The organism is Janthinobacterium sp. LS2A, assembly GCF_036543145.1.
Lineage (GTDB): Bacteria > Pseudomonadota > Gammaproteobacteria > Burkholderiales > Burkholderiaceae_D > Janthinobacterium > Janthinobacterium aestuarii.
This window is the reverse complement of sequence record NZ_JAZHPB010000002.1, coordinates 50,519-76,516: the sequence shown is the minus strand read 5'-3', so window position 1 is coordinate 76,516 and position 25,998 is coordinate 50,519. Positions and strand designations below refer to the sequence as shown.

28 protein-coding genes are annotated in these 25,998 nt (G+C 60.2%); 19 read left to right on the top strand and 9 right to left on the bottom strand.

Features of this window, described 5'->3' with window-relative positions:
* Nucleotides 1–89: 89 nt before the first annotated feature.
* The 3 genes from rpmG to radC all read right to left on the bottom strand — a co-directional run bounded on the left by rpmG (nt 90) and on the right by radC (nt 1,438).
* The gene (gene rpmG / locus V3C40_RS06180; protein WP_010400929.1) at nt 90–257 is read right to left on the bottom strand and encodes a 50S ribosomal protein L33; all 168 of its coding nucleotides are present in this window, start codon (nt 255–257) and stop codon (nt 90–92) included.
* Nucleotides 258–279: 22 nt separating this feature from the next.
* Entirely contained in the window at nt 280–516 is a 237-nt protein-coding gene (rpmB, locus tag V3C40_RS06175; RefSeq protein ID WP_010400928.1) for a 50S ribosomal protein L28, read from the bottom strand.
* Between the two features lie 247 nt (nt 517–763).
* Nucleotides 764–1,438, bottom strand: coding sequence for a RadC family protein (gene radC / locus V3C40_RS06170; protein WP_331776892.1), 675 nt, complete (start codon nt 1,436–1,438; stop codon nt 764–766).
* Between the two features lie 245 nt (nt 1,439–1,683).
* Between radC and V3C40_RS06165 the strand changes: the two genes are divergently transcribed.
* From V3C40_RS06165 to V3C40_RS06135, 7 genes are all read left to right on the top strand, one after another.
* Nucleotides 1,684–3,534 (top strand): LamG-like jellyroll fold domain-containing protein, encoded by a 1,851-nt coding sequence (locus V3C40_RS06165; RefSeq protein ID WP_331776891.1) that lies wholly within the window; start codon nt 1,684–1,686, stop codon nt 3,532–3,534.
* A gap of 118 nt (nt 3,535–3,652) precedes the next feature.
* Nucleotides 3,653–4,108 carry an FKBP-type peptidyl-prolyl cis-trans isomerase gene (locus tag V3C40_RS06160; RefSeq protein ID WP_034785165.1) on the top strand — a complete coding sequence of 152 codons (456 nt, stop codon included), beginning with the start codon at nt 3,653–3,655 and terminating at the stop codon, nt 4,106–4,108.
* A 9-nt stretch (nt 4,109–4,117) separates the two neighbouring features.
* On the top strand, nt 4,118–5,065 hold the full coding sequence (gene ispH, locus V3C40_RS06155) for a 4-hydroxy-3-methylbut-2-enyl diphosphate reductase (protein ID WP_034747471.1): 948 nt from the start codon (nt 4,118–4,120) through the stop codon (nt 5,063–5,065).
* A gap of 295 nt (nt 5,066–5,360) precedes the next feature.
* Nucleotides 5,361–6,290, top strand: coding sequence for a branched-chain amino acid ABC transporter permease (locus tag V3C40_RS06150; protein WP_034747477.1), 930 nt, complete (start codon nt 5,361–5,363; stop codon nt 6,288–6,290).
* 22 nt (nt 6,291–6,312) lie between these two features.
* Nucleotides 6,313–7,530, top strand: a complete 1,218-nt coding sequence (locus V3C40_RS06145) for an ABC transporter permease subunit (RefSeq protein ID WP_034747480.1) — start codon at nt 6,313–6,315, stop codon at nt 7,528–7,530.
* 12 nt (nt 7,531–7,542) lie between these two features.
* On the top strand, nt 7,543–8,316 hold the full coding sequence (locus V3C40_RS06140; RefSeq protein ID WP_034747484.1) for an ABC transporter ATP-binding protein: 774 nt from the start codon (nt 7,543–7,545) through the stop codon (nt 8,314–8,316).
* 11 nt (nt 8,317–8,327) lie between these two features.
* Nucleotides 8,328–9,050 carry an ABC transporter ATP-binding protein gene (locus V3C40_RS06135; protein ID WP_331777336.1) on the top strand — a complete coding sequence of 241 codons (723 nt, stop codon included), beginning with the start codon at nt 8,328–8,330 and terminating at the stop codon, nt 9,048–9,050.
* 115 nt (nt 9,051–9,165) lie between these two features.
* Here the strand turns inward: V3C40_RS06135 and V3C40_RS06130 are convergent, their stop codons facing one another.
* The gene (locus tag V3C40_RS06130; protein ID WP_331776890.1) at nt 9,166–9,732 is read right to left on the bottom strand and encodes a phasin family protein; all 567 of its coding nucleotides are present in this window, start codon (nt 9,730–9,732) and stop codon (nt 9,166–9,168) included.
* 350 nt (nt 9,733–10,082) lie between these two features.
* Between V3C40_RS06130 and V3C40_RS06125 the strand changes: the two genes are divergently transcribed.
* The 3 genes from V3C40_RS06125 (at nt 10,083) to pbpG (ending at nt 12,990) form a co-directional block, all read left to right on the top strand.
* Nucleotides 10,083–11,000, top strand: coding sequence for a DMT family transporter (locus tag V3C40_RS06125; RefSeq protein WP_034747493.1), 918 nt, complete (start codon nt 10,083–10,085; stop codon nt 10,998–11,000).
* A gap of 21 nt (nt 11,001–11,021) precedes the next feature.
* The gene (locus tag V3C40_RS06120; RefSeq protein ID WP_319990902.1) at nt 11,022–11,741 is read left to right on the top strand and encodes a nitroreductase; all 720 of its coding nucleotides are present in this window, start codon (nt 11,022–11,024) and stop codon (nt 11,739–11,741) included.
* Nucleotides 11,742–11,916: 175 nt separating this feature from the next.
* On the top strand, nt 11,917–12,990 hold the full coding sequence (pbpG, locus tag V3C40_RS06115) for a D-alanyl-D-alanine endopeptidase (RefSeq protein WP_034747497.1): 1,074 nt from the start codon (nt 11,917–11,919) through the stop codon (nt 12,988–12,990).
* Between the two features lie 32 nt (nt 12,991–13,022).
* Here pbpG and V3C40_RS06110 read toward each other — a convergent pair whose 3' ends face one another.
* Nucleotides 13,023–13,802: an IclR family transcriptional regulator gene (locus V3C40_RS06110; protein ID WP_034747499.1), complete on the bottom strand. Its 780-nt coding sequence runs from the start codon at nt 13,800–13,802 to the stop codon at nt 13,023–13,025.
* A 154-nt stretch (nt 13,803–13,956) separates the two neighbouring features.
* Here V3C40_RS06110 and V3C40_RS06105 point away from each other — a divergent pair, with 154 nt between their 5' ends.
* The 8 genes from V3C40_RS06105 (at nt 13,957) to V3C40_RS06070 (ending at nt 20,860) form a co-directional block, all read left to right on the top strand.
* Entirely contained in the window at nt 13,957–14,340 is a 384-nt protein-coding gene (locus tag V3C40_RS06105; protein WP_034747502.1) for a diacylglycerol kinase, read from the top strand.
* Nucleotides 14,341–14,470: 130 nt separating this feature from the next.
* Nucleotides 14,471–15,475, top strand: a complete 1,005-nt coding sequence (locus V3C40_RS06100) for a sulfate ABC transporter substrate-binding protein (protein ID WP_331776889.1) — start codon at nt 14,471–14,473, stop codon at nt 15,473–15,475.
* Between the two features lie 44 nt (nt 15,476–15,519).
* A complete protein-coding gene (locus tag V3C40_RS06095; protein WP_331776888.1) occupies nt 15,520–16,086 on the top strand; it encodes an RBBP9/YdeN family alpha/beta hydrolase in 567 nt (188 codons plus the stop codon).
* A 41-nt stretch (nt 16,087–16,127) separates the two neighbouring features.
* Entirely contained in the window at nt 16,128–16,766 is a 639-nt protein-coding gene (locus V3C40_RS06090; RefSeq protein WP_331776887.1) for a peroxiredoxin, read from the top strand.
* 342 nt (nt 16,767–17,108) lie between these two features.
* Nucleotides 17,109–17,918, top strand: coding sequence for a sulfate ABC transporter permease subunit CysT (gene cysT, locus V3C40_RS06085; protein ID WP_331776886.1), 810 nt, complete (start codon nt 17,109–17,111; stop codon nt 17,916–17,918).
* Nucleotides 17,915–18,841 carry a sulfate ABC transporter permease subunit CysW gene (gene cysW, locus V3C40_RS06080; protein WP_070301500.1) on the top strand — a complete coding sequence of 309 codons (927 nt, stop codon included), beginning with the start codon at nt 17,915–17,917 and terminating at the stop codon, nt 18,839–18,841. The genes cysT and cysW overlap by 4 nt, the downstream gene beginning before the upstream one ends.
* Nucleotide 18,842: 1 nt before the next feature.
* Complete coding sequence (locus V3C40_RS06075) at nt 18,843–19,913, top strand: sulfate/molybdate ABC transporter ATP-binding protein (protein WP_072455473.1); 1,071 nt, start codon at nt 18,843–18,845, stop codon at nt 19,911–19,913.
* 14 nt (nt 19,914–19,927) lie between these two features.
* Entirely contained in the window at nt 19,928–20,860 is a 933-nt protein-coding gene (locus V3C40_RS06070) for a CysB family HTH-type transcriptional regulator (protein ID WP_070301441.1), read from the top strand.
* On the opposite strand, the gene V3C40_RS06065 is transcribed toward V3C40_RS06070, so the two are convergent.
* From V3C40_RS06065 to V3C40_RS06055, 3 genes are all read right to left on the bottom strand, one after another.
* Complete coding sequence (locus V3C40_RS06065) at nt 20,857–21,210, bottom strand: MmcQ/YjbR family DNA-binding protein (protein WP_331776885.1); 354 nt, start codon at nt 21,208–21,210, stop codon at nt 20,857–20,859. The genes V3C40_RS06070 and V3C40_RS06065 overlap by 4 nt on opposite strands.
* Complete coding sequence (locus tag V3C40_RS06060) at nt 21,207–21,818, bottom strand: immunity protein Imm33 domain-containing protein (RefSeq protein WP_331776884.1); 612 nt, start codon at nt 21,816–21,818, stop codon at nt 21,207–21,209. The genes V3C40_RS06065 and V3C40_RS06060 overlap by 4 nt, the downstream gene beginning before the upstream one ends.
* 75 nt (nt 21,819–21,893) lie before the next feature.
* Nucleotides 21,894–22,472 carry a hemerythrin domain-containing protein gene (locus V3C40_RS06055; RefSeq protein ID WP_175444482.1) on the bottom strand — a complete coding sequence of 193 codons (579 nt, stop codon included), beginning with the start codon at nt 22,470–22,472 and terminating at the stop codon, nt 21,894–21,896.
* A gap of 397 nt (nt 22,473–22,869) precedes the next feature.
* On the opposite strand from V3C40_RS06055, the gene V3C40_RS06050 reads away from it, so the two are divergent.
* Nucleotides 22,870–23,421, top strand: coding sequence for a PEP-CTERM sorting domain-containing protein (locus tag V3C40_RS06050; RefSeq protein ID WP_331776883.1), 552 nt, complete (start codon nt 22,870–22,872; stop codon nt 23,419–23,421).
* 84 nt (nt 23,422–23,505) lie between these two features.
* On the opposite strand, the gene V3C40_RS06045 is transcribed toward V3C40_RS06050, so the two are convergent.
* Complete coding sequence (locus V3C40_RS06045; RefSeq protein WP_331776882.1) at nt 23,506–25,929, bottom strand: TonB-dependent receptor plug domain-containing protein; 2,424 nt, start codon at nt 25,927–25,929, stop codon at nt 23,506–23,508.
* Nucleotides 25,930–25,998: the final 69 nt, after the last annotated feature.

Here is a 25,998-nt window from a genome sequence, read left to right as displayed (position 1 = left end):
TCGCGACAAAGGTGAAGAGAGTCGGCTGAAAATCAGGGCGAAAAAAAACCGCTCATCGGAGCGGCTCTTTTTACAGAACACAATATCAATTACTTGATTTTGGTTTCTTTGTACGTTACGTGCTTGCGTGCTTTAGGATCGAATTTCATGATCTCCATTTTCGCAGGCGTCGTACGCTTGTTTTTGGTAGTCGTGTAGAAGTGACCCGTACCGGCGGTCGATTCTAACTTGATTTTGTCGCGGCCTGATTTTGCCATGATAGCTCCCTTATTCTGCTAATTAGACTTTTTCGCCACGAGCGCGCATATCGACCAATACGGCGTCGATGCCGACTTTATCGATGACGCGCAGACCGGCGTTGGACAAACGCAGGGAGACCCAGCGGTTTTCAGATTCAACAAAAATACGACGATTCTGCAAGTTAGGCAAAAAACGACGTTTGGTTTTGTTGTTTGCATGGGAAACATTGTTGCCGACCATCGGCTTCTTCCCAGTGACTTGGCAAACACGTGCCATGGCGCACTCCTTAAAGATATTCCAAATTGGAAAAACGAGAGTATATCCAAAATAAGCAGATTTATCAATGACTTGCGAAAAACAATTGTGTCATGTTTAATTGAAATAATTTAACAATTTAACTTTTACCCTTCCTCATAGGGAAAAGCACTGGTAAACAGCGCTGTTTACTGCTAGACAAGCCTGCTTCCTTTGTCACGTATGTCCTTGTTTACACATGGTTAACTGCGGTGGAGCGGGCTCTGGCCTAGATTTGCCCATGTTCCGCAAACGAATGCACTTGCCGCCCGGCCACGACGAAATGGTCGAGGATGCGCACATCCACCAGCGACAAGGCTTGCACCAGCGCGCGCGTCAGCAGCAGATCTGATTCGCTGGGCTCCGGTGTGCCGGACGGGTGGTTGTGCGCCAGCATGACGCTGGCCGCGTTGTGCAGCAGCGCCTGCTTGACCACTTCGCGCGGATACACGCTGGTGTGGGTGAGGGTGCCGCGAAACATTTCCTGGGTCGTGATCAGGCGGTTCTTGACGTCCAAAAACAACACGTGAAACGCTTCATGCGCCAGGTGGCCCAGGGTCAGGCGCAAATAATCTTTCACCGCGTGCGGCGAATTGAGGGCCTGGCCCGCCTGCAAGTCCTCGATGATGGCGCGCCGCGCCAGTTCCAGTACGGCTTGCAACTGGGCGAACTTGGCGCTGCCCATGCCGTGCACGGCGGAAAAACTCACGAGGCTGGCGCCAAACAGGCCCCGCAAGGAGCCGAAGTGCTCGACCGTGTCGCGCGCCAGTTCCACGGCGCTCTTGCCGCGCACGCCGGTGCGCAGGAACACGGCCAGCAACTCCGCGTCCGACAGCGATTGCGCGCCATCCTCGATCAGGCGTTCGCGCGGCCGTTCGCCGCTTGGCCAATCCTTGATGCCCATGTTGCCTCCCCGGTGCGCCCAGCTGGTCGTGGCGCCTGCCGATGATTGTCGCGCTTTCCCCGGGCGGCCATGCTGCGCTAGCTCGTCTTTATGTCAGGTCGTGCTAAAAGAACAAAAGCCAAGATGCCCGGAGCGGGTATTTTCAGGCGCTATCATTTGCCTGTCGTTGCATTCCATGCAAGTTGCAGCGACGGGGAGTCAGGGCCCTGAACTCAATGTCTTCCACTTGTTTTACAGGAGCAGTCATGCCGTACATCAAAGTTATCAATGGAGTCATGCAAGAGTTCAACGCCGCCGGCGTCAACACGGGCAAGGTCAGCGGCATCGGCCTCAATGCGCATGCGTATCTGGAACACCGTAACTGGAGCGTTACCGCACCGCTCGCTCCGGACCCGAAGTATCCCGATTACAGCACCGATTTTCCGTATCTTGCCGCCAACGGCTTCAAGTACCTTCAGGTGATGCTGGCGCCTTTCAAGGGCAAGGATGGCTATTGGAACTGGGGCGAAGTTGTTGGTGAGCCAAAGTTCGCAAGCGACAACACGCTAACCGATGTGAATATCAAAGATTCGTACTGGCTTGCCATAACGGCGCTGCTCGATTGCGCGCTGGCCAATGGCATCGGCATCATCGCCTGCCCATTCTGGAATCCCTACGCCGTGCCGCAGTTGGTGGGGGAGGCGGGCGCTGCGGGCGCTACAAAAGACGAGCAGGCCGCGGCTGCGCGGGTCGCACTGGTCAATCCACAGTCGAAAACGCGCCGCTACATGCGTGCCTTTGCGCAGGCTTTTGCGCAGCACTACAGCAACCACGCCGGCATCGCCGCCTGGATGGCCGCACAGGAACTGATGGGCGTGACCGGGATCCGCTTGACCGCTACGCGGGAAATCATCCAGGAGACGGCGCAATTGCTGCGCGCCAACGATGGTCTGGCGCGCATGATTTCTTCCGGTAATGCCGGCATTGCCCATACTTCGCCTCGTCAAGGTTCCTTGCAGCAATATATTGCGGAAACCCTGCCATTCGTGAATCCGGACCCGGTCGACTGTCTTTGTGAAAACCTGTTCCCGGGTAATGAATATGTGAGCAGCGCCCTGGGTGACAGCGCGGATTTGCCGGCCGACTTCGTCTCGTCTTCGCTCTCTTACCTGCAAGTGATGCAGCGTGCCGCACGTACCTTGGGCAAGCCGTATTACCTTGGCAGCTTTTGCCTGTCGAAAAAACAGGAGCTGGCGTTGCAAGATACCGAACGGCAAGACAACTTGCATGCGTTGCTGAGCGCCATACGCCGTACGGGCGTGCAATTGGCATGCTATTGGGACTGGAATGGGGGAAAACCCATGGAGGACGACGGACTGAACCTGGTCGAGACGCCGGCCTACAGCAACGGACGCAAGGCTGTCTGGGACGCCTTGCGCGGCGAAGATGCCATGCGTCCGGCGCCGCCCAAGCCCTGCTTCTGCGTGACGAAGACCTTGCAATTTCAGCCTGGTCTGATGCTCACCGTGCCTTCGTCCGTGCGCTACGAGAGTGCGGATTTTTCACTGTCGTATTGTATCCGGCAGCAGGCTTTCTCCTCGACCGTTGGTCAGGCGCAGGCTTTTGTCGCGCATCAGGCGGACAAGAAAGGATGGGCGCTGTTCAAGCAGGATATCAAGACGTTCCTGTCCATGTGGAACAGTGTTGGTACGGGCGTCAATAGCCATGGCCACGGCCTGCAGGTGGATATTGCCAACCGCTGGTTTCGCTGCACCTATACTGTCAAGCATGACGGGGGCATCAGCCTGTACGTCGATGATTTCCTGATGTACCAGAGCAACAAGATGACAAATCCATTCGTGCAGGCCGCCGGCACCCCCCTTGTGATCGGCCACCCCGTGCATGCGCTGGAGCAGGGCACGCCCGCCTGGCAGTTGTCGGACGTCATCCTGTACGACCGCGTGCTGACGCCCAAGGAAGTGTATGACTATGGCCAGTACGGCATCGTGAACCGGCCTGTGGGGCGCTGGAAGCTGGACGGCAACCTGGAAGACAGCTCGGGCTTCGGCAATCACGCGAGCACGCCTGGCGGGTTGACGTACGTCAACGTCGGATAAGTGACAGGGCGCGCGGTCATGTTTTTTGACAAAAGCATGGCCGCGCCGAGATGGCATGGGGCGCGCTGGCTCAGGGTGGCTTACAATATCGTTTTGCACCAGTTACTTGAAAACTACTATGTCCAACGAGCAACCAGCAGTCGTCACCGAAGCGGCTTACCTCACCCTGCATTATCGTCTTGCTACTGTTGACGGTACTGACATTGTCACGACCTTCAGCGGCAATCCCGCGACCTTGATGCTGGGACAGGGCCAGTTGGCGCCATTCCTCGAGCAGCGTCTGCTGGGCTTGCCTGAAGGCACGCACCAGACGTTCGAGCTGGCGGCGGGCGAAGGCTTTGGCGAGCGCAATCCCGAGCTGGTGCAGTCCGTCTCGCGCGCGACCCTGGACGAAAACTCGGTGCCGGGCGCCGACTACAAGATCGGCGACCTGGTCGACTTCGCCGCGCCGGGCGGCGGCCGCTTTGCAGGTGTGCTGCGCGAAATGCGCGACGATTCGGCCCTGTTCGACTTCAACCATCCGCTGGCCGGCCAGCCGCTGCGTTTTGAAGTCAAGCTCATTTCGGTCCTGTAAGGAGTAGCGATGGATAAAGAACTGTTACTGGCCCAGCCCCGCGGTTTTTGCGCTGGCGTCGACCGGGCGATTGAAATCGTCGAACGCGCCTTGCAGCAATTTGGCGCACCGATCTATGTGCGCCATGAAATCGTCCATAACGCCTATGTGGTGGCCGATTTGCGCAACAAGGGCGCCATTTTCATCGACGACCTCGATGACGTGCCTGCCGGCAATACGCTCGTGTTTTCCGCCCACGGCGTGTCGAAAGCCGTGCGTGCCGAGGCGGAATCGCGCGGCCTGAGCATTTTTGATGCGACTTGCCCGCTGGTTACCAAGGTGCACATGGAAGTGGGCAAGATGCGCCGCGAAGGCCGCGAGATCATCATGATCGGCCACGATGGCCATCCCGAGGTCGAGGGCACGATGGGCCAGGCCGATATGGGCATGCATCTGGTGGAAACGCTCGACGATGTGGCGAAATTGCAGGTCGCCAATCCGGAGAGCCTGGCCTATGTTTCGCAAACAACGTTGTCAGTTGACGACACCAGCGACATTATTGCGGCTTTGAAAGCGAAATATCCGAATATCGCCGAGCCGAAAAAAGGCGACATCTGCTACGCCACCACGAACCGCCAGGAAGCCGTGAAATTCATGGCGCCGCTGGTGGAAGTGGTGATCGTCGTGGGCAGCCCGAACAGCTCGAATTCGAACCGCCTGCGCGAAGTGGCAGACAAGATGGGCACGCCTGCCTACATGGTCGACAATGCCTCGCAGATCGACCCGGCGTGGCTGGAAGGCAAGCTGCGCGTGGGTGTCACGGCTGGTGCCTCGGCGCCCGAGGTGCTGGTGCAGGCCGTCATCGACCGCTTGAAAGAGTGCGGCGTGAAGAGCGTGCGCCCGCTTGACGGCGTGCAGGAAGCCGTTACGTTCCCGATGCCGAAAGGCCTCGACGGCATCAAGCGCGACGTCGCCTGAGGCTGTACGGCTGCTGAGTATCGATGAAATAGTTACCTCAAAACCGAATTTAATTCGGAAATGATTGATTTATTCCAAGCTTAGTTTTTGCAAAAGATCGTTATGATTGCCTCAAGCTTGAATATGTTGTCGTTATGACTAAGCAAGGTCACGCCCGTTTTGAGTGCGTGCACCATGCTGGTGAGAACGGTCCAGGGATGGCACTGCAGGAATTCTTCCTCCGGTGCCGTTTTTGTATCAGCGGCATGTTCTGGCGGAAGTTGTTCCCGAAAAATGCATATTTGATAGGGCAATCATGGATACATTCATCCAGCAGATCATTAACGGCTTGGTGTTGGGCAGCATGTATGCCTTAGTCGCCCTCGGTTACACCATGGTGTACGGCGTGTTGAACCTGATCAACTTCGCCCACGGCGACGTGCTCATGATCGGGGCCATGGTGGGCTTGACCATCCTCAAGCTGCTGGGCATTTATGTGCCCGATTGGCCCGGCTATCTGAAGCTGGCCACCGCCATCCTCGGCGCCATACCCATCTGTATTCTGGTGAACATCATCATTGAGCGGGTCGCCTACCGCCGCCTGCGCAACGCCCCCCGCCTCGCCCCCCTGATTACCGCCATCGGCGTCTCCATCCTGCTGCAAACCTTCGCCATGATGATCTGGACGCGCAATCCCTTGCCCTTCCCGCAATTGCTGTCGACCGACCCCATCAACATAGGCGGCGCCGTGATTTCGCAAACGCAAGTGTTGCTGCTGGCCCTGGCCGCGCTGTCGATGGGCGGACTGGTGTTGCTGGTGGAAAAAACCCGCATGGGCCGCGCCATGCGCGCCACGGCGGAAAACCCCCGCGTGGCAGGGCTGATGGGCGTCGATTCCGACAAGGTCATCGTGGCCACCTTTGCCATCGGCGCCGCGCTGGCGGCCGTGGCCGGCGTGATGTGGGGCGCCAACTATGCCTCCATTCAATTCTCCATGGGCGCCATCCCCGGCTTGAAGGCCTTCTGCGCGGCCGTGCTGGGCGGCATCGGTAATATCTACGGCGCCATGCTGGGCGGTATCTTGCTGGGCATTATCGAAAGCCTGGGCGCCGGCTATATCGGCGACATCACGGGCGGCTTCCTGGGCAGCCACTACCAGGATATCTTTGCCTTCGTCGTGCTGATCATCGTGCTGACCCTGCGCCCGTCCGGCATCATGGGCGAACGTGTGGCCGACCGTGCCTGATGTGAAACTGGGAGATTAAATCATGGCACTACTCGATTTCGACGCAAAAAAGAATCCGGCCAAGGCCTACGCCGGCATGCTGGGCCTGGCCGCGCTGCTGATGGTGTTCCCGTTTTTTGCCGCCCAGTTCGGCAACTCGTGGGTACGCATCATCGACATGGCCTTGCTGTACATCATGCTGGCCCTGGGCTTGAACATCGTTGTCGGCTTTGCCGGCCTGCTCGACCTCGGCTACATCGCCTTCTACGCCGTGGGCGCCTACCTGACGGCCTTGCTGGCGTCGCCCCAGTTCGCCATTCTGCTCGAATCGGTGGTGAATCAATATCCGGTGTTGGGCGAAACCCTGGTGCAGCTGATGGGGCCGGAAATCCGCGAGAACGGCATCCATTTGTCGATCTGGATCATCGTGCCGTTGGCCGCCTTTGTTGCCGGCCTGTTCGGCGCCCTGCTGGGCGCGCCCACCTTGAAGCTGCGCGGCGACTACCTGGCCATCGTGACCCTGGGCTTTGGCGAGATCATCCGCATCTTCATGAACAACTTGAACGACCCGATCAATTTCACGAACGGGCCGCAAGGCATCAATCTGATCGACCCGATCCGCATCTTCGGCGTCAACCTGGCGGGCGAGGCGGGCACCAACAGCACCGTGACGGTGGCCGGTTTTTCCATGCCGTCAGTGAACGCCTATTACTTTTTGTTCCTCTTCCTGTGCATCGCCGTCGTGTTCGTCACCAAGCGCCTGCAGCATTCGCGCCTGGGCCGCGCCTGGGTCGCCATCCGCGAAGACGAGATCGCCGCCAAGGCCATGGGCATCAATACGCGCAACGTGAAATTGCTGGCCTTTTCCATGGGCGCCTCGTTCGGCGGCGTGGCGGGCGCCATGTTTGCCTCGTTCCAGGGTTTTGTCTCGCCGGAATCGTTTTCCCTGACGGAATCGATCGCCGTGCTGGCCATGGTGGTGCTGGGCGGCATCGGCCATATCCCCGGCGTGATCCTCGGCGGCGTGATCCTCGCCTCGATACCGGAAGTGCTGCGCCACGTGGTGGAACCGGCCCAGCAGGCGCTGTTCGGCCACGTGGTGATCGAGGCGGAAGTGCTGCGCCAGTTGCTGTATGGCCTGGCCATGGTGTTGATCATGCTCAACCGTCCTGCCGGCCTGTGGCCATCGCCGAAGCACGAAGACCGGCCCGACCACGACGTCGACCAGCCGAACAAATCCACCGGCGTCGTGTCCGCTTAAGGGAGGGATAGCATGAGCGAACAGATCATTCTCAATATTGCCGGCGTGAATAAACGTTTTGGCGGCTTGCAGGCGCTCACCGACGTGGGCATCACCATCCGGCAAGGGCAAATCTATGGCTTGATCGGCCCGAACGGCGCCGGCAAGACGACGTTTTTCAACGTGATCACGGGCCTGTACCAGCCCGACACGGGCACTTTCGAGCTGGCCGGCAAACCATATTCGCCATCCGCGCCGCACAAGGTGGCCAAGGCGGGCATTGCGCGCACCTTCCAGAACATCCGTTTGTTTGGCGACATGACGGCGCTGGAAAACGTCATGGTGGGGCGCCATGTGCGCTCGCATCAGGGCGTGTTCGGCGCCATCTTCCGCCACAAGGCGGCGCGCGAGGAAGAGGCGTCCATCCGCAAGCGGGCCATGGAGTTGCTCGACTTCGTCGGCATCGCCCAGTTCGCCAGCCGCACGGCGCGCTTCTTGTCGTATGGCGACCAGCGGCGCCTGGAAATCGCCCGCGCGCTGGCCACGGACCCGCAACTGCTGGCGCTCGACGAGCCGGCGGCGGGCATGAATGCGACGGAAAAGCTGGCCCTGCGCGAGTTGCTGGTGAAAATCAAGGCTGAAGGCAAGACCGTGCTGTTGATCGAGCACGACGTGAAACTGATGATGGGATTGTGCGACCGCATCACCGTGCTCGAGTATGGCAAGCGCATCGCGGAAGGCTTGCCGGCCGAAATACAACAAAACCCGGCCGTCATCGAGGCTTATCTGGGAGGGTCGCACGCATGAGTAACGATGGCTTGAGCAAGAATATATTGAAGGTATCGGGTCTGCACGTGGCCTACGGCGGCATCAAGGCCGTGAAAGGCATCGACCTGGAAGTCAACCAGGGCGAGCTGATCGCCCTGATCGGCGCGAACGGCGCCGGCAAGACGACGACCTTGAAAGCCATCACGGGCACTTTGCCGGCCTGCAAGGTCGAAGGCACGATCAGCTACCTGGGCGAATCGCTCAAGGGCACGAAATCGTTCCACCTGGTGGAAAGGAAACTGGCCATGGTGCCGGAAGGGCGGGGCGTATTTACCCGCATGTCGATCCGCGAAAACCTCATGATGGGCGCTTACACGCGCATGGACAAGGCCGGTGTCGAGGACGATATCGCCCGCTGGTTCGACGTCTTTCCACGACTCAAGGAACGGGCGGCGCAGATGGCCGGCACCTTGTCGGGCGGCGAGCAGCAGATGCTGGCCATGGCGCGCGCCCTGATGAGCCATCCGAAGCTGCTGCTGCTCGACGAGCCGTCGATGGGCTTGTCGCCCATCATGGTCGAGAAAATCTTCGAGGTGATCCGCAAGGTGTCGTCCGAAGGCATCACGATCTTGTTGGTCGAACAGAATGCCCGTTTGGCCCTGCAAGCGGCGCACCGCGGCTATGTGATGGATTCCGGCCTCGTCACCATGGGCGGCAACGCGGCCGCCATGCTCGACGACCCGCGCGTCAAGGCGGCGTATCTGGGAGAGTAAGCGCGCATAAAAAATGCCCCAGCTGGGCTGGGGCATAATGGCATCCGTCGGGGAAGTACGGGATGGATGCCTGGAGGAGCAGGTACAGCGGACCGCCGTAGCGGTCGCGCAAGAATTACTTGGCGGCAGCGCGTGGCACGACTTTTTCAGCTGCTTGCGTGAACTGGTTCACGGCCGAGGTCAGGTTCGCTTCGATAGCTTCGACGGTTTGCTTGCTGGTTTTCGAGAATTGCTCGTAGCCCGCATTGGCGTTGCCGATGGCGCTTTTCAGGATGGCGACGGCGTTTTCCGAACCAGCTGGCGCGTTCTTGGTGACTTCTTCCACCAGGGACAGGACTTTGCGGTTGGTTTCAGCGATTTGCGATTCAGCAGCTTTGCTGAATTCGGCTTGGGTGCCCGACGTGATGGCAGCCAGGTGACGGCCGTAAGCGATGGCTTTTTCGGCGCTAGGCTGGGCTTGAGCAGCGCTCAGCGAGAAGAATTCTTGTGGATCTTTTGCCGACAGCAATTGCTTGGCGGCGGCGGTCGATTCTTCCAGGGTCGCTTTGGCAGCGGTCAGGTTCAGTTCGACGATCTTTTCGATGCCTTCGAAGGCTTTGCCCGTCAGCGACGAGAACAGGGCGAATTGGGCTTCCAGGTTGGCTTTGGTAGCGGACGAAAATTGCTCAGGAATTGAAAACATATAAATCTCCAAAAAATCGAAATCTGGTTAATTTGATGCTGCGTGTACCGTTTGGGAAAGCAGGTGAATCTAAATTTTTCAAGCTGAACAAGAATTGTGCAACGCAACAAACCCTATTCTACGGTGAAAAAAAACGAAGTCAAGCGTTTCTTGTGCGATGCAACAATTGAATAGATTTGGATCAAAAGTCATTGTTTCTAAAGAGAAATATTTGATTTCTGGGTGTCAATGGTTTATGCCTAAACTATCGTTTCCGGCGGCTACGGGGACGATTGCGGCGCAGCATGCTAGACTTTGCCTCCCGCACTGGCACAGCACCTGGTGCCGATCCCGTTTCCCGAGTTGATACCATGTCCAATCTTCCCGCCGCGGCTGGCGCCAGCGGCAAAGCCTCTCTTCTGACCACTCTGACGCCGATGGCCTTGCCTGGCTTCTTCGTGTTGTTATGGAGCACGGGTTTTATCGTGGCCAAGTTCGGCCTGCCGTACGCCCCCCCGCTGACTTTTTTGCTGCTGCGCTTCCTGGGCGTGCTGGTGATCCTGCTGCCGCTCGTGCTGCTGTTGCGCGCGCCGTGGCCCGTGGGACAGTTCCGCCAGATCGCCGTGGCCGGCATCCTGATGCAGGCCGGCTACCTGGCTGGCGTCTGGTGCGCCATCAAGCTGGGCATGCCGGCCGGCCTGTCCGCGCTGATCGTGGGCATGCAGCCCGTGCTGACGGCCTGCGCCGCGCCGCTGATCGGCGAATCCGTGCGCCCGCGCCAGTGGCTGGGCCTGTTCTTTGGCTTGCTGGGCGTGGCCCTCGTCGTGTATGCGAAGATCAACCTCGTGGGCCTGACCGTGGAAAGCGTGCTGCTGTGCGTGTTCGCGCTGCTGTCGATGACGGCCGGCACCATGTACCAAAAACGCCACTGCCCGCAATTCGACTTGCGCACCGGCACGGTGGTGCAATTTGCCGCCTCCATCGTCGTGGTCTTGCCATTCGCCCTGTATTACGAAGGACTGGACCTGCATTTCAGCAATGTGCAATGGACGGCGAATTTCATCGGCGCCTTGCTGTGGTCGGTACTCGTGCTGTCCATCGGCGCCATCTTTTTGCTGTTCGCCCTGATCCGCCGCAGCGACGCGACGAAAGTGACGGGCTTGCTGTACCTGACGCCGCCCACGACGGCAGTGATGGCCTGGCTGATGTTCGGCGAAGCGTTCAATATGCTGGGCATCGCCGGCATGCTGGTGGCCGTGGTCGGCGTGGTGTTTGTCGTCAAGAAATAGTTAGAGCGGGAGAGCAGGGCAGTGAACAAGCAAGCATCTGAAACACAGGCGGCGCAGCAAGCCGTCGACGCCGTCATTCTGTCGCGCCGTTCGATCCGCGCCTTTTTGCCCACGCCGGTGGCGCAGGACGATATCGCGCGCATCCTGGAAGTGGCGGCGCGCGCGCCTTCGGGCGCCAACATGCAGCCGTGGAAAGTGTATGTGCTGTCGGGCGAGGCGCGCGCGCGGCTGTCGCGCCGCATCCTCGACGTCTATGCCGCACCGAAGGCGCCCGATGCGCCCGCGCGCACGGCGTCGTATATCTATTACCCGCGCCAGTGGACGGCGCCGTTCATCGAGCGCCGCCGCAAGATCGGCCTGGACCTGTACCAGCTGCTGGGCCTGGAACGGAGCGACACGGCCGGCATGGCGGCTCAGCATGGACGCAATTTCCAGTTTTTCGATGCGCCCGTCGGGCTGATCTTTACCATCGAACGGGTGCTGGAGCAGGGTTCCTGGCTCGACTACGGCATGTTCTTGCAAAATATCATGCTGGCGGCGCGCGCGCGGGGACTCGACACGTGCCCGCAAGCGGCCTTCATCCACTACCATGACATCATCCGTGACGAGCTGGGCGTGCCGGCCAGCGAAATGGTGGTGTGCGGCATGGCCCTCGGCTATGCCGACCCGGACAAGGTCGAGAACCGCTTGAACACTGAACGCGAGCCGCTGGCCGGTTTTGTTAAATTCATGGACAAATAGACACGCCAGCGATGAGCACCAGCAAATAGCCGTCAAGGATGAGCTTGTTTGCTGATCGCTAACGATTTGTATTTCAGTACTGCAATAAATACTGTCCTAACTGTTAAATAGGCTTGCGAATACTCTGCATTTCGCTACACTGCAATAAGGCAACAGCTTCACGGGGAATTATCGAATGGCTAAGTTTAAACTTGCGCTGGGTATCCTGGCTTCCCTGCTGTTTGCACTGGCGCCGGCTGCGGCCGTGCACGCCAAGGAAGCGAACGGAAAATCCTCAGCCTCCAAGAAACAGAACACCAAGAAAGTCAAAGTCGTGCTGCGCAAGAGCGCGACGGCCGCGCCGCGCGAAAAGAGCGTGCGCCGGGTTGTCATGGTGCGCGGCAAACGCAAGGTCATCTATCAAAAAATCAGCAGCGTGGCCGTGCCCATGGCCGCGCCGATGCCCACCATGGGCGACCTGGCGGGCCTGAACCTCACGCGCGATCCGCTCGACCTCAAGTCGAGCGTGGCGCTGGTGCTGGACCAGAACAATTCGGAAGTGCTGTTTGAAAAGAATTCGAATGTGGCCCTGCCCATCGCCTCCATCACCAAGATGATGACGGGCCTGGTGGTCGTCGAAGCGCATCAGGACATGGAGGAACTGCTGACGATTACGGACGAGGACGTCGACCGCGCCAAGTTCAGCAGCTCGCGCCTGAAAGTGGGTTCGCAATTGACGCGGGCCAATATGCTGCACATCGCCTTGATGAGCTCGGAAAACCGTGCTGCCTCGGCGCTGGGCCGCAATTATCCGGGCGGCTTGTCGGCGTTTGTCGACGCGATGAACAGCAAGGCGCGCCAGCTGGGCATGATGGATACGCATTACGTCGATTCCAGCGGCTTGTCGAAGATGAACGTGGCCAGCGCGCGCGACCTGGGCAAGCTGGCCATGGCCGCCTTCCGCCATCCGCTGTTGCGCGAGTACTCGACGGACCCGAAAGCCATCGTCGAAGCCAGCGGCCAGCCCATGCAGTTTGGCAATACGAATCACCTGGTGGCGAATCCCGGCTGGGAAATCGGCTTGCAAAAGACGGGCTTTATCAATGAGGCGGGACGTTGCCTGATGATGCAGGCTGTCATCGAAGGACGGGCCGTGATCATGGTCTTCCTCGATTCCAAGGGAAAACAGTCGCGCACGGCCGATGCGGGCCGCATGCGCAAGTGGCTGGAGGCATTGAAACCTGCCAACATGAGCCTGCCAGGCGGCTAAAAGAAACAGGGCAGCGTTGCTGCCCTGCTTCTTTAGTCTTGGGGTATAAAACCCAAAGTCACTGAAATCTGGTTCGCCGTTTCCACCAGGTCCACCAGCCACTCATCCTGCAGGCGGTCGGCTGGCGCCGAGATCGACAGGCCGGCGATCAGCTTGCCTGTATCGTCGCGGATGCCGGCGGCCATGCAGCGCACGCCCAGTTCCAGCTCTTCATTGTCGCGCGCATAGCCGCGCTCGCGCACCAGGCTCAGTTCGCGCTCAAGCTTTTGCAGATCCGTGATGGAATTCTTGTTGTGTCCGGCCAGGCCCGTGCGCGTGGCGTACGCGCGGATGGCTTTCGGCTCGTCCACGGAGAGGAACAGCTTGCCGGTCGAGGTCAGGTGCAGCGGGCCGCGGCCGCCGATGGCGCGCACCACCTGCATGCCCGAGCGTTCGGAAAAGGCACGGTCGATGTAGACGATCTCGTCGCCCTGGCGCACGGACAGGTTGATCGTTTGCTGGGTTTTCTTGTGCAACTGGCGCATGAAGTCCAGCGCCGCTTCGCGCACGCTGAGGCGGCTTTTCACCACATTGCCCAGTTCCAACAGGCGCATGCCCAGCCGGTACGTGCCCGGTTCGATGCGGTCGACAAAGCGCGTCAGCACCATGTCGTTGAGGATGCGGTGCGCCGTCGAGGGGTGCAGGCCCGATACTTTGGACAATTCCTTCAGGCTGACCGGGTCGGAATATTTGGCCAGGGCATCGAGCAGGGCGACCATGCGTTCGATGACCTGGATCGTCGTCTTCGGGGCAGCGACCGGTTCAATTTTCATGATGGATTTGGTGCAATGCAGTATTCATCCTTCTTTATACCATGATGTGAAAAAATAGTGAAATGTTCCGAGATAGATAGCGAATAAATTGTCACAATCCCTATTGTGCCCGTCATAATGCGTGGATAGCATGTGCTTTGAACCATGGAAAACTATGCAACCTGTAAATGAATTCAAGAGCAAAAGCGGCTTGAAACGGATTTTCTCCGCCTTTTTCTACTCGCTCGATGGCTTGAAAGCGGCCTGGCGCCACGAACATGCGTTCCGGCAGGAACTGGGCCTGTTCGTCGTCGGCACGGTGATCGCCTTGCTGCTGCGCGTTTCCGCGTTTGAAAAGCTGGTGCTGATCGGCGTGCTGCTGCTGGTGCTGATCGTCGAACTGATCAATTCGGCAATTGAAGCCGTGGTTGACCGCATTTCGCTCGAACGTCATCCGCTGTCGAAAAACGCCAAGGACTTTGGTAGCGCCGCCGTGCTGCTGACCTGCATCCTGGCCTTCGCCACCTGGGCCGTCATTTTGTTTAACCGTTTTTATTAACTGCTAAATCCCCGTTGCGCGCCGTCCATATGTGAAAAACGCATATCAAACGGCGAAACGCTTCGTTCTCTTTGCGGCCATGGCGCCGTAATCTGGTGGCTCTGCAAGTTCAACCACACGGGGATCTTAGATGCTGTCGAAAAAAATCATCATTGCCGCCGCCATCAGCGCGTTTGCCATTCTGCAAACGGCGCAGGCTGCCGATATCACCCTGCTCAACGTGTCGTACGACCCGACGCGCGAGCTGTATCAGGATGTGAATACGGCGTTTGCCAAGGAGTGGAACGGCAAGACGGGCGACAACGTCAAGATCAAGCAATCGCACGGTGGTTCGGGCAAGCAGGCGCGCGCCGTCATCGACGGCCTGGAGGCGGATATCGTCACCCTGGCCCTGGCCTATGACATCGATGCGCTGGCCGAGCACAAGCTGCTGGCCGGCGACTGGCAAAAGCGCTTGGCGCACAACAGCTCGCCTTACACCTCGACCATCGTCTTCCTGGTGCGCAAGGGCAACCCGAAAGGCATCAAGGATTGGAACGACCTGATCAAGCCAGGCGTCTCCGTCATCACGCCGAATCCGAAAACCTCGGGCGGCGCCCGCTGGAACCATCTGGCTGCGTGGGGTTACGCGCTGCGCCAGCCGGGCGGCAACGAAGCGAAGGCCAAGGATTTCCTCGGCAAGCTGTATAAAAACGTGCCCGTGCTCGATTCCGGCGCGCGCGGCGCCACCACCACTTTTGTTGAGCGCGGCATCGGCGACGTGCTGATCGCCTGGGAAAACGAGGCTTACCTGGCCGTCAAGGAACTGGGCCCGACCAAGTTCGACATCATCACGCCATCCGTCAGCATCCTGGCCGAGCCGCCCGTCGCCGTCGTCGACAAGTTTGCCGACAAGCATGGCACGCGCAAGGTGGCCGAGGCTTACCTGAACTACCTGTACACGGATGAAGCGCAAGACATCATCGCGAAGAATTACTACCGTCCGGCAACGGACAAGGCGGCGAAGAAATACGCGTCGCAGTTCGCCAAGGTCAACCTGTTCACCATCGAGCAAGTGGCGGGCGGCTGGACGGCTGCACAGAAGGCGCACTTTGCCGACGGCGGCATCTTCGACCAGATCTACCAGCCTAAGTAATACCGGATGGCACGATTGCCAGACCGTTACTAAAAGGACACATCATGGCGCTGCGCAGCTTTTCCGATTACCGGGTACTGATCGTGCCGGGCTTGCATAACAGCGGTCCCGAGCATTGGCAGAGCCGCTGGCAGCGCCTGTATCCGCAATTCGAGCGGGTCGAGCAGGGCGACTGGAACGCGCCCGACCTGGCCACCTGGTCGGCGCGGCTGGACCAGGTGCGGCGGCAGGATGCGCGCCCGACCCTGATCGTCGCCCACAGCTTCGGCTGCCTGACGACGGCGCACAGCCTGGCGCGCGATCCGCAGGGCGTGGCCGGCGTGCTGCTGGTGGGACCAGCCGATCCCGACAAGTTTGGCGTGGCGAAGGCATTGCCGCAAAAGCGGCTGCCTTGCCCCGGCATCCTGATCGCCAGCCAGACCGATCCGTGGATGACGGCCGAACACGCGGCGCAGTGGGCACGGCGCTGGAATTGCAAGTATATTGATGGCGGTGCGCTGGGCCATATCAACGCCGAGTCGCGCCTTGGCGACTGGGTCTACGGCCAGGCGCAATTGCAAACGCTGTTTGATCTGGCGCAAAGCGACAAGCGCCACCGTCAGGCAGCCTGATTCGACCAACATCCCGATACACAACCTCACAGGAGATCACGATGACTTTACGCCTGGGCGATGTCGCCCCTGATTTTGAACAAGACAGCTCGATCGGCCCGCTCAAGTTCCACGAGTGGGCGGGCAATTCCTGGGTGGTGCTGTTTTCCCATCCGGCCGACTTTACCCCCGTATGCACGACGGAACTGGGCTTGACGGCCAAGCTCAAGCCGGAATTCGACAAGCGCAACGTAAAGGCCATCGCCCTGTCCGTGGACGCGGCCGAGTCGCACAAGAGCTGGATCAAGGATATCGAAGAGACGCAAAATACGGTCGTGGGCTTCCCCATCATCGCCGACGTCGACAAGAAAGTGTCGGTGCTGTACGACATGATCCACCCGGAACAGTCCGTCACGGCCACCGTGCGCTCCGTCTTCGTCATCGACCCGAACAAAAAGGTGCGGCTGATCCTCACATATCCGCTGAGCACGGGCCGCAACTTCAATGAAATCCTGCGCGTCATCGACGCCCTGCAACTGACGGATGGCTACACCGTGGCCACCCCAGGCAACTGGAAAGATGGCGACGACGTCATCATTCCATTGACCGTGCAAGACCCGGACGTGATCAAGCAGAAGTATCCTAAGGGGTTTACGGCAGCGAAACCTTATCTGCGCCTCACGCCGCAGCCGAACAAGTAAGAACGGGGTCAGTCGCTTCGCGATTGAAATGCGTCCTACTAGGACGCATTTCCCCGTCGGGTCTGACCCCAGCCGTCAAGGTGTTGGGTTAAGTGTGTGCCCACCCCAACCCCAGCCCAAAAGCCGGGGTCGGACCCGCAGGGTCCGACCCCTTTTTTTCGCCCATAGACTCCGCCAGCAGGTATGCAAAATCCATCTAAGCAAATGAGAAATGGTTAGTTCTTTTTATAACGGTTGCATGTGATTATTGCGCCCTATAACTCAAAAATGTAATAAGAAGGGGTTTCTATGTCTGCAGCATCAGCAGCACCGCTCAAGGCGCGCGGAGCGCCGTTTCGGGTCATGCCGGGGTTTAAGCTGTCACTGGGCTTCACGCTTTTTTACCTGGCCCTGATCGTTCTCATCCCGCTGTCGTCGGTGTTCCTGAAGACCTTCACCATGACGTGGGACGCCTTCTTCAGCGCCGTCACGTCCGACCGCGTGATGGCGTCCTACCGCCTGACGTTTGGCGCTTCGCTGATCGCGGCCCTGTTGAACGTGGTGTTTGGCGGCATCCTGGCCTGGGTGCTGGTGCGCTATAAGTTTCCCGGCAAGCGCATCATCGACGCGCTGGTCGACTTGCCGTTCGCCTTGCCGACGGCCGTGGCCGGCATCACCCTGACGGCCCTGTATTCGTCGAATGGCTGGTTCGGCCAGTTCATCGAAGGCGTGCTGGGCATCAAGGTGGCGTTTACGCCGCTGGGCGTGGTGGTGGCGCTGACCTTCATCGGCTTGCCTTTCGTCGTGCGCACGGTGCAGCCGGTGCTGGAAGACGCGGAAAAGGAACTGGAAGAAGCGGCCGCCAGCCTGGGCGCCAGCTCATTGCAAACGTTTATCCGCGTCATCTTCCCCACGATCTTGCCGTCCTTGCTGACGGGCTTTGCGCTGGCCTTTGCCCGCGCCACGGGCGAGTACGGTTCCGTGATCTTTATCGCCGGCAATATGCCGATGGTGTCGGAAATCACGCCGCTGTTCATTATTACCAAGCTGGAGCAATACGATTACGCAGGCGCCACGGCCATCGCCGTGGTGATGCTGGTGGTCTCCTTTTTGCTGTTGTTGACGATTAACCTGCTGCAAGCATGGACGCGCGGAAAGGCGAAGAAATCATGAGTACGAATACGACTGCCGCCGCTGGCGTGGACAAGGCGCTGCCGACAGCGCGCCGCTTCGAACCGAATGTCGGCCCCGTCGTGCTGGAACCATTGTGGGTACGCACGGTATTGATCACCATCGCCTTGCTGTTCCTGACGGCCTTCCTCATCGTGCCCCTGGTGGCCGTGTTTGCGGAAGCGTTCAAGAAGGGCTGGGAAGCGTACATCGCCGCCATCATCGATCCGGACGCGATTTCCGCGATTAAATTGACCCTGATCACGGCCGCCATCGCCGTGCCGCTGAACCTGGTATTCGGCGTGGCCGCTTCCTGGTGCATCGCCAAGTTCGAGTTCCGCGGCAAGAGCATCTTGCTGACCCTGATCGACTTGCCGTTTTCCGTCTCGCCCGTCATTTCCGGCCTGATCTATGTGCTGATGTTTGGCGCCCAGGGCTGGTTCGGCCCATGGCTGCAGGCGCATGACATCAAGATTTTGTTTGCCGTGCCCGGCATCGTGCTGGCCACCATCTTCATCACCTTCCCGTTCGTCGCGCGTGAATTGATTCCGCTGATGCAGTCGCAGGGCAGCGAAGAGGAAGAGGCCGCTATCGTGCTGGGCGCGTCGGGCTGGAACACTTTCCGCCGAGTCACCTTGCCGAACATCAAGTGGGGCCTGCTGTATGGCGTGATCCTGTGTAACGCCCGCGCCATGGGCGAGTTCGGCGCCGTGTCCGTGGTCTCCGGCCATATCCGCGGCGAAACGAACACCATGCCGCTGCAAGTGGAGATTCTGTACAACGAGTACAACTTCGCCGCCGCATTTGCCGTCGCCTCCCTGCTGGCCTTGCTGGCCTTGGTGACCCTGGCCTTGAAAGCTTTCATTGAGTGGCGTTTGAACGAGAGCGACGCCGACGATTCCGCCTTACGTTCTACGGAGCACTGACATGACCATCGCAGTTAACAACATCCACAAGCGTTTTGGCGATTTCGTCGCCCTCGACAATATCTCGCTGGACTTTCCCGCCGGCGAACTGACTGCCCTGCTGGGCCCTTCGGGTTGCGGCAAGACCACCTTGCTGCGCATCATTGCCGGCCTCGAACATCCGGACAGCGGGCAAGTGCTGCTGGACGCGGAAGATGCGTCGAACCGTCACGTGCGCGAGCGGCAAGTCGGTTTCGTCTTCCAGCACTATGCGCTGTTCAAGCACATGACCGTGTTTGAAAACGTGGCCTTTGGCTTGCGCGTGAAGTCGCGCAGCGAGCGCCCGTCGGAAGACCAGATCCGCCGCAAGGTCAAGGATTTGCTGGAACTGGTACAGCTCGACTGGCTGGCCGACCGCTATCCGCCGCAGCTGTCGGGCGGACAACGCCAGCGTATCGCCCTGGCGCGCGCCCTGGCCGTGGAGCCGCGCGTGCTGCTGCTCGACGAACCGTTCGGCGCCTTGGATGCCAAGGTGCGCAAGGAATTGCGCCGCTGGCTGCGTCGCCTGCATGACGACTTGCACGTGACCAGCATTTTCGTCACGCATGACCAGGAAGAAGCGCTGGAAGTGGCCGACCAGGTCGTGCTGATGAACAAGGGCACCGTCGAGCAACTCGGCTCCCCCGAGCAAGTCTACAACCACCCGGCGTCCCCGTTCGTCTACGGCTTCCTCGGCAACGTCAACCTGTTCCACGGCCGCGTGCATGACGGCGTGATGGCCACCGGCGACGCCAGCTTCGAGGTTCCCGATTATGCGGGCGTGAGCGACAGCAAGGGCACGGCCTATGTGCGTCCGCACGACCTGGAAATCGACCGCTACACGCAGGGCGCGGAAGGCATCGTCGTCAAGCTGAGCCGCGCGCATGCCATCGGTCCGCTGGCCCAGCTGGACTTGCAGCGCGTCGATAACAGCGAGCTGATCGAAGCGGTGATGTCGAACGAGCGTTTTACGCATCTGCAGCTGAAAGAAGGCGAGACGTTAGTTGTCCGCCCGAAACGTCTGCACGTATTCGTTGAACCGACAAGAACCTGAGAGGCTGGGACACTATGAATTTTCAACAACTGCGTTCGATCCGCGAAGCGGCCCGCCGCGGCTATAACCTGACGGAAGTGGCCAACGCCCTGTTCACGTCGCAGCCGGGCGTGAGCCGGCAAATCCGCGAACTGGAAGATGAGCTGGGCGTGGTGATTTTCGAGCGCAACGGCAAGCGCTTGACGGGCTTGACGGAGCCGGGCAAGGGTATCCTGAAGATCGTCGACCGCCTCTTGATCGAGGCGGAAAACCTGCAGCAGGCCAGTCTCGAATACAGCGGCCAGACCAGCGGGACGTTATCCGTGGCGGCCACGCACACACAGGCGCGCTATGCGTTGCCGAAAGTGGTGCAGGGCTTCCGCGCCGCTTTCCCCGAGGTCCGCATCGCGCTGCAGCAAAGCGCGCCCGAACACATCGCGGAATGGGTGCTGTCGGGTAAGACCGATATCGGCATCGCCACGGAAGGCTTGAGCCAGTTTCCCGACCTCGTGTCGTTTCCGTGCTACCGCTGGAGCCATCTGATCGTCGTGCCGGACGGCCACCCGCTGCTCGAGCACTCGCCGATCCGTCTGGAAGACCTGGCGAAATACCCGTTGATCACCTACGACAAGGGCTTCACGGGACGCGGCCATATCGACGATGCGTTCGCCAAGGCGGGCGTGACGACCGACATCATTTTGACGGCCATGGATTCGGACGTCATCAAGCAGTACGTGGCGCTGGGCCTGGGCGTGGGCATCGTGGCTTCGATGGCCTTCGACCATGGCCGCGACAAGGGGCTAAGGGCCGTGGAAGCGTCGCACCTGTTCGCCACCAACACGACGCGCCTGGCCGTGCGGCGCGGCGCCTACCTGCGCGCCTACGCCTACGAGTTCATCCTGCAGCTGGCGCCGGACTTGACGCGCGAAGACATCGACCGCGCCATGGCGGGAGAGGAAGCGCTCTAGGCGATGGCCGCCCGCTGCGCGCGCGTCAGGCTGGCCACGGCGCGCGCGTAGCTATCGCGCACCAGTTCCGCCAGGTAATCGGCGGGGAAGCGCGCCACGTCGACGATGGTCACCCAGTGAAAGCGGCCCATGTAGCGGGCCGGTTTGATGCCGGGCATGTCCGTCAGTTCGATAAAGCGCTCGGCGCTGACCCGCAGGCTAAAGCGCCACTGCTCGGGCGCGCTGGTCTTGAAATAGGCAAATTTCTTGCCGCTCACTTCACACACGAGGATGTTCGACGGCGGGCCATGCAGCACGGCTTGCGCGCCGGGCAGGGCCGTGCAAAATTGCTTCAGTTCATCTGTTGTCATTCGTCCACCGCGATGAATTGTTGCGTGTTGTGGTCGAAGGCATAGGCCGATCCGGCCGGAGAATCCAGCAGCGCAATACAACGATCGTCCACGCTGAGCACGGCGCCCAGCGACACGAGGGCCACGTTGGCGCTGTCGTTCATGTAGTCGTCGCTTTCGTCGTTGGCCGTGAAGCGCCAGCCGCTGTCGTCGTCGTTGTCCGGTTCCTCGCGGTATAGATAGCCGACGGGCGCGCCGTCTTCCAGCACTTTTTTCGTCACGAAGCACAGGCCCGCGTAGCGGTTGACGAGGTTATCGTCATCGTCGTGCTGCGTATTGATGATGTGGCATGCCGCGAAGGCGATGGGGTCTTTGGCCTGCAAATCGGCGATGTAGCCGGGCATGTTGTCGAGCTTGCCGGTGAAGTGCCCATGCGGCTCGACCGTATCGACCAGCACCCACATGCGCTCGGCACCCGGCGCTTGCGGGTCGTCGCTGTGGAAGGCGAAGATCAGCTTGACCACTTCGCCGGGGCGCACCTGGGCGATGGCCTCGGGCGGTGATTTATAAAAAGTATAGGGATGGCGCGCCGCCAGTTCGGCGGCGTCGGCCAGGTGCCAGCTGGGCATGGTGGTCCGTCATCGGAGTCGAAGAGCTCCCATGGTAGCTGATTGCCCGCCGGCCTGGCTACTCCCCACGCCAGTTCAGGCCGCCTTGCGGGCAAACAGCCGGGCCGCCAGCAGTACGCCGGCCGCGCCCATGACCCAGGCCGTAGTGCTGCTGGAAAAACCGACCAGCGTATTGGCGGCGATCTTGCCCGCTTGCGGCTTGACCAGGGCCATGCGGCGCTGCGTCATCTGTGCGCCCAGTTCGCTCAAGCGCCTTGCTGTCAGCTGCGTCTCGGCTTCCGGCAGCAGCACGGTTTCTTCATCGGCGACATGGTGCAGCACGCCGCGCATCATTTCCAGCAGCAGGGTGTCATGGCGCGTGGTCGCCGCATCGGTCGCGCGCAATTCGGCGATCAGGCGGCGCATTTCCTGGTGCTCGGGCACGCTTTTCTGGCGAACCGCGGCATCGCCGTCCAGCTGGCGCATCTGCGGATAGAAAATTTCCTCTTCCAGCTGCGCGTGGATGTCCAGTGCGCTACAGATGGTTTCTGCCAGGGCTTTTTTGACGGCAGGCTTTTTGCTGGTGGTGTACTGATGGAAGGCCAGCAGCACGTGGCTATGGTCGAAGCGGATCATGTCGGTGATGGAGGGACTCAATTTGCTTAAAGTCAGCATGGCGTGCTCCGTGATGGATGTCGGCAGGAGCATGCATGATAGGGCGCGGCGAGGGGCCGTCCGGCAGGAAGCATGGCGTTTGTCTGCGCTGGCGCAAGACGGCGTGCGATAACGCCGGCCGGGCTTGCCTGAACGGCGCATGCGTCTGTGTGAATTAACAACACTTCCATCCAGTCAGCAGGTTTCGTCGTCCCGGTTGTACGAAGCATGACACTACGCAAAGCAGGCTCATGCATTCAATGCATGAGACCGATTGAAATTTTCAATGACTCAAGATGTTTCTTTTATTGCATTTTGATTTCCTGAATGATATCTTTTGTCCAATCGCAAAGAAGTGTAATAAAAATATAAACAACATTGTAATTTTTGAAATTTATCACTAGGGGAAACTATGAACATGACTAAACGTGCTGTGCTGGGTCTCTGCCTTGCTGTCTCGGCTTGCCTGGCGCCATTGGCCCAAGCTGCGAGCTGGGTGGAAATTACCGATCCTGCCATGAGCGGCTTCGCTGTGGACAGCAAGACCGTCACCTACGGCAGCGTGGCAGCGGACTCGGTCTGGGTCTATGACGGCGCCAACCCGTCGGGCGCGCAAAGTGCGGCCGCCATCAAGAGCTTGGTCAGCAGCAAATTTGGTCTGCCATCGAGCGGCACCGGTTCGCTGGTTTTGGCCGCCCAAGGCGACCTGGTCAGCAGCAAGTCCGGTTCGTTCACTGTCAACTCCAGCTTCGACTACCTGGCCGTGCATTATGGCCGTGGCGAACTGTTGTTCCACTGGGACACGCCGCTGGCCGCCAATACGGTTTTCAGCCTGGGCAACCTGCCGCGTGGCCTGAGCAATTTCCGCGCGTTCAATTCGGTCTCGGCAGTGCCTGAGCCAGCGACCTACGGCATGCTGCTGCTGGGCCTGGGCCTGGTCGGTTTTGCCGCGCGCCGCCGCCGCGCCTGAGCCTGATGCGCCTGCGGGCGCAAGACATGAAAAAGCCCGGAAACGCGTTATGCGTTCCGGGCTTTTTACATGGCAGAGCGCTATTTACCAGCTATAGCCAGCCTTGGCGTAGTAGTAGCGGCCGTTGAAACCGTTCGGCGCGAAGATGCTGTAGGGCTGGGTGCCGTTGACGTTCAGGTTGCCCGCGCTCGTCACTTGCGCCGGGTAGCGGTTGGTCACGTTGTCGATGCCGGCCACGAGGCGCCAGTTCTTGCCCAGTTTCACGGAACCGGACACGTCCAGCACCCATTGCGGGTCATACGTCTGGTCCAGCTTGACGTCGTTCTGCGGCACGGTGAAGCTGCCGTAGCGCGTCACGACGCCGTGCGCATTCCAGATGCCGAAACCGTAGTCGGCGGCCAGGCTGAACTTGTCCTTCGGCGACGCCACCGTGATGCGGTCGATGCTCTGGCGGTCAATCAGTTTCAGGTTGTTGGCCGTCAGGATGGCCGGATTGTCGGCGATTTTCTGTACCTTGCTCTTGTTGTGGTTGTACGCCACGGTGAGGTCGAGGCGGTCCTTGTCCTGCAGGTCGATGCGGTAGGTGCTGACGATGTCGACGCCTTCCGTGCGCGTATCGACGGCGTTGGTGAAATAGCGTCCCGAGCCCACAGGCGTGCCTTGCGCGGCCAGGACGCTTTTCAAGGCATTGTTGAGGACCAGATTGGCCGAGAACAGGATGCGGTTGTCGATGTCGATGCGGTAGGCATCCACCGTCGTCGTGAAGTTGCGGTTAGGCTGGAACTGCAGGCCCAGGCTGTAGTTGCGGGCCTTTTCCGGTTTCAGATCCTGTGCACCGAGGGCGCGCGCCTGCGGCGTGTTGACGGCGAAGGTACCCGTCTCGATCGGTGTGTTGACGCCGTTGACGACCTGGAAGTTGGTGGTGGTGATGGTGTAGTACTGCTGCGCCAGCGATGGCGCGCGGAAGCCGCTCGACACCGTGCCGCGCAGGGACAGGGCGTCCGTGAACGCATAGCGCGCGGAACCCTTGGCCGAGGTGGTGCTGCCGAAATCGCTGTAGCGCTCATGGCGCAGGGCCACGCCGCCCGACAGTTTCTTCGTCGCTTCCGCTTCCAGGTTGACATAGATCGACTCGTTGTGGCGCGAATGGCTGCCCGCATTGGCCGGGCGGAAGCCGGCAAAGCCTTGCGAGCCGCCGCCCGTGTACGACGCTTCGTCGCCGGCGCCGATGCTGTACTTTTCATGGCGCGCTTCGGCGCCCACGGCTACCGTCAGCGGACCCGTAAAGTAAGAGACGGGAAATTCGCGCGCCGCATCGAGGTTGAATACCGTTTGTTCGTTTTTCAGCGAGCCGGCATAGAAATGCGTGGGGCTGTTCGCGCCCAGCGACTGGTTGACCGTGTTGTCGAGGTCCAGTTCGAACTTGTTGCTGCCGTAATTGAGGCTGGCATCCCAGCGCCAGCCGGCCGCCTCGCCGCGCAAGCCCGTGACGATGGACTGGTCCGTCAGGGTGCTGTTTTGCAGCGGCAGGAAGCCTTCCGGGAACAGCGGCGTGCGCTGGATGAACTGCTTCGAATTATTCGGGTCCGCGATCAGCGCCGTGCGCCAGGTGGCGGCGGCCGACGTATCGCGCTTGCCATAGTTGCCGAAGGCATACCAGTCGATATTGTCGTTGATGCGGTATTCGCTGTTGAGGAAAATCGTCGCCGGCTTGCTTTCCGGATCGCCATAACGCTGGTTGACCTTGCCGTAGCGCGGCTCGGCCGGATTGCGGAAGTCGGCGCCGGCGCGGTTGGTCGGATCGCGTTCCGCCACTTCCGCCGAGACGCGCACCAAGCCGTCGTCGCCCAGCGCGAAGCCGGCCGAGCCCTTGATGGATTTCTGCTTGCCGTCGCGTTCCTGCGTCTGGCCATAGCCCACTTCGACGTCGCCGCCGGCCGCGCCTTTTTTCAGGATGATGTTGATTACGCCGGCAATCGCGTCGGAACCGTACTGGGCCGCCGCGCCATCGCGCAGCACTTCCACGTGGTCGATGGCGGCCAGCGGGATGGCGTTCAGGTCGACGGGCGCCGAGCCGCGGCCCAGCGAACCGTTGACGTTGACGACGGCCGACGTGTAGCGGCGCTTGCCGTTCACCAGCACCAGGGTCTGATCGGGCGACAGGCCGCGCAGCTGGGCCGGACGCACGGCGTCGCTGGCGTCGGCGCCCGTGGCGCGGGCAAAGTTCAGCGATGGCAGCAGGCGCGCCAGCACGGTCGCCAGTTCGCCCGAACCCGTGCTTTGCAGGTCGCGCGAGGTGAGGATGTCGATCGGCGATTCGGAATCGATGGTGCGGCGGTTCTTGGCGAAGGTGCCGGTGACTACCACCGATTGCAATTCGCCTTCGGCCGGCAGCTCTTGCTGCGCTTGCGCCTGCATCGGCAGGCTGAAGCAGGCGACCAGGCTGACGGCGATAACGGTTTTGACGGGGAGGGCGGGAAGCTGGGAGCGGGCGGTGCTTGAACTCATCGACGATATCTCTTCGGTTGGTGGTTGCGCGGACCATGGCGGTCCGATGATGCAATCAGATTAACAGTG

Bases quoted from the DNA above. Each gene is read 5' to 3' on its own strand.
- ispH (WP_034747471.1), top strand. From the start codon at position 4,118: ATGGATAAAGAACTGTTACTGGCCCAGCCCCGCGGTTTTTGCGCTGGC.
- rpmG (WP_010400929.1), bottom strand. From the start codon at position 257: ATGGCAAAATCAGGCCGCGACAAAATCAAGTTAGAATCGACCGCCGGT.
- V3C40_RS06150 (WP_034747477.1), top strand. From the start codon at position 5,361: ATGGATACATTCATCCAGCAGATCATTAACGGCTTGGTGTTGGGCAGC.
- V3C40_RS06100 (WP_331776889.1), top strand. From the start codon at position 14,471: ATGCTGTCGAAAAAAATCATCATTGCCGCCGCCATCAGCGCGTTTGCC.
- V3C40_RS06140 (WP_034747484.1), top strand. From the start codon at position 7,543: ATGAGCGAACAGATCATTCTCAATATTGCCGGCGTGAATAAACGTTTT.
- V3C40_RS06130 (WP_331776890.1), bottom strand. From the start codon at position 9,732: ATGTTTTCAATTCCTGAGCAATTTTCGTCCGCTACCAAAGCCAACCTG.
- V3C40_RS06045 (WP_331776882.1), bottom strand. From the start codon at position 25,929: ATGAGTTCAAGCACCGCCCGCTCCCAGCTTCCCGCCCTCCCCGTCAAA.
- V3C40_RS06050 (WP_331776883.1), top strand. From the start codon at position 22,870: ATGACTAAACGTGCTGTGCTGGGTCTCTGCCTTGCTGTCTCGGCTTGC.
- V3C40_RS06165 (WP_331776891.1), top strand. From the start codon at position 1,684: ATGCCGTACATCAAAGTTATCAATGGAGTCATGCAAGAGTTCAACGCC.
- V3C40_RS06145 (WP_034747480.1), top strand. From the start codon at position 6,313: ATGGCACTACTCGATTTCGACGCAAAAAAGAATCCGGCCAAGGCCTAC.
- V3C40_RS06105 (WP_034747502.1), top strand. From the start codon at position 13,957: ATGCAACCTGTAAATGAATTCAAGAGCAAAAGCGGCTTGAAACGGATT.
- V3C40_RS06160 (WP_034785165.1), top strand. From the start codon at position 3,653: ATGTCCAACGAGCAACCAGCAGTCGTCACCGAAGCGGCTTACCTCACC.
- cysT (WP_331776886.1), top strand. From the start codon at position 17,109: ATGCCGGGGTTTAAGCTGTCACTGGGCTTCACGCTTTTTTACCTGGCC.
- V3C40_RS06065 (WP_331776885.1), bottom strand. From the start codon at position 21,210: ATGACAACAGATGAACTGAAGCAATTTTGCACGGCCCTGCCCGGCGCG.
- V3C40_RS06070 (WP_070301441.1), top strand. From the start codon at position 19,928: ATGAATTTTCAACAACTGCGTTCGATCCGCGAAGCGGCCCGCCGCGGC.
- V3C40_RS06075 (WP_072455473.1), top strand. From the start codon at position 18,843: ATGACCATCGCAGTTAACAACATCCACAAGCGTTTTGGCGATTTCGTC.
- V3C40_RS06125 (WP_034747493.1), top strand. From the start codon at position 10,083: ATGTCCAATCTTCCCGCCGCGGCTGGCGCCAGCGGCAAAGCCTCTCTT.
- radC (WP_331776892.1), bottom strand. From the start codon at position 1,438: ATGGGCATCAAGGATTGGCCAAGCGGCGAACGGCCGCGCGAACGCCTG.
- pbpG (WP_034747497.1), top strand. From the start codon at position 11,917: ATGGCTAAGTTTAAACTTGCGCTGGGTATCCTGGCTTCCCTGCTGTTT.
- V3C40_RS06060 (WP_331776884.1), bottom strand. From the start codon at position 21,818: ATGCCCAGCTGGCACCTGGCCGACGCCGCCGAACTGGCGGCGCGCCAT.
- V3C40_RS06110 (WP_034747499.1), bottom strand. From the start codon at position 13,802: ATGAAAATTGAACCGGTCGCTGCCCCGAAGACGACGATCCAGGTCATC.
- V3C40_RS06095 (WP_331776888.1), top strand. From the start codon at position 15,520: ATGGCGCTGCGCAGCTTTTCCGATTACCGGGTACTGATCGTGCCGGGC.
- cysW (WP_070301500.1), top strand. From the start codon at position 17,915: ATGAGTACGAATACGACTGCCGCCGCTGGCGTGGACAAGGCGCTGCCG.
- V3C40_RS06090 (WP_331776887.1), top strand. From the start codon at position 16,128: ATGACTTTACGCCTGGGCGATGTCGCCCCTGATTTTGAACAAGACAGC.
- V3C40_RS06055 (WP_175444482.1), bottom strand. From the start codon at position 22,472: ATGCTGACTTTAAGCAAATTGAGTCCCTCCATCACCGACATGATCCGC.
- rpmB (WP_010400928.1), bottom strand. From the start codon at position 516: ATGGCACGTGTTTGCCAAGTCACTGGGAAGAAGCCGATGGTCGGCAAC.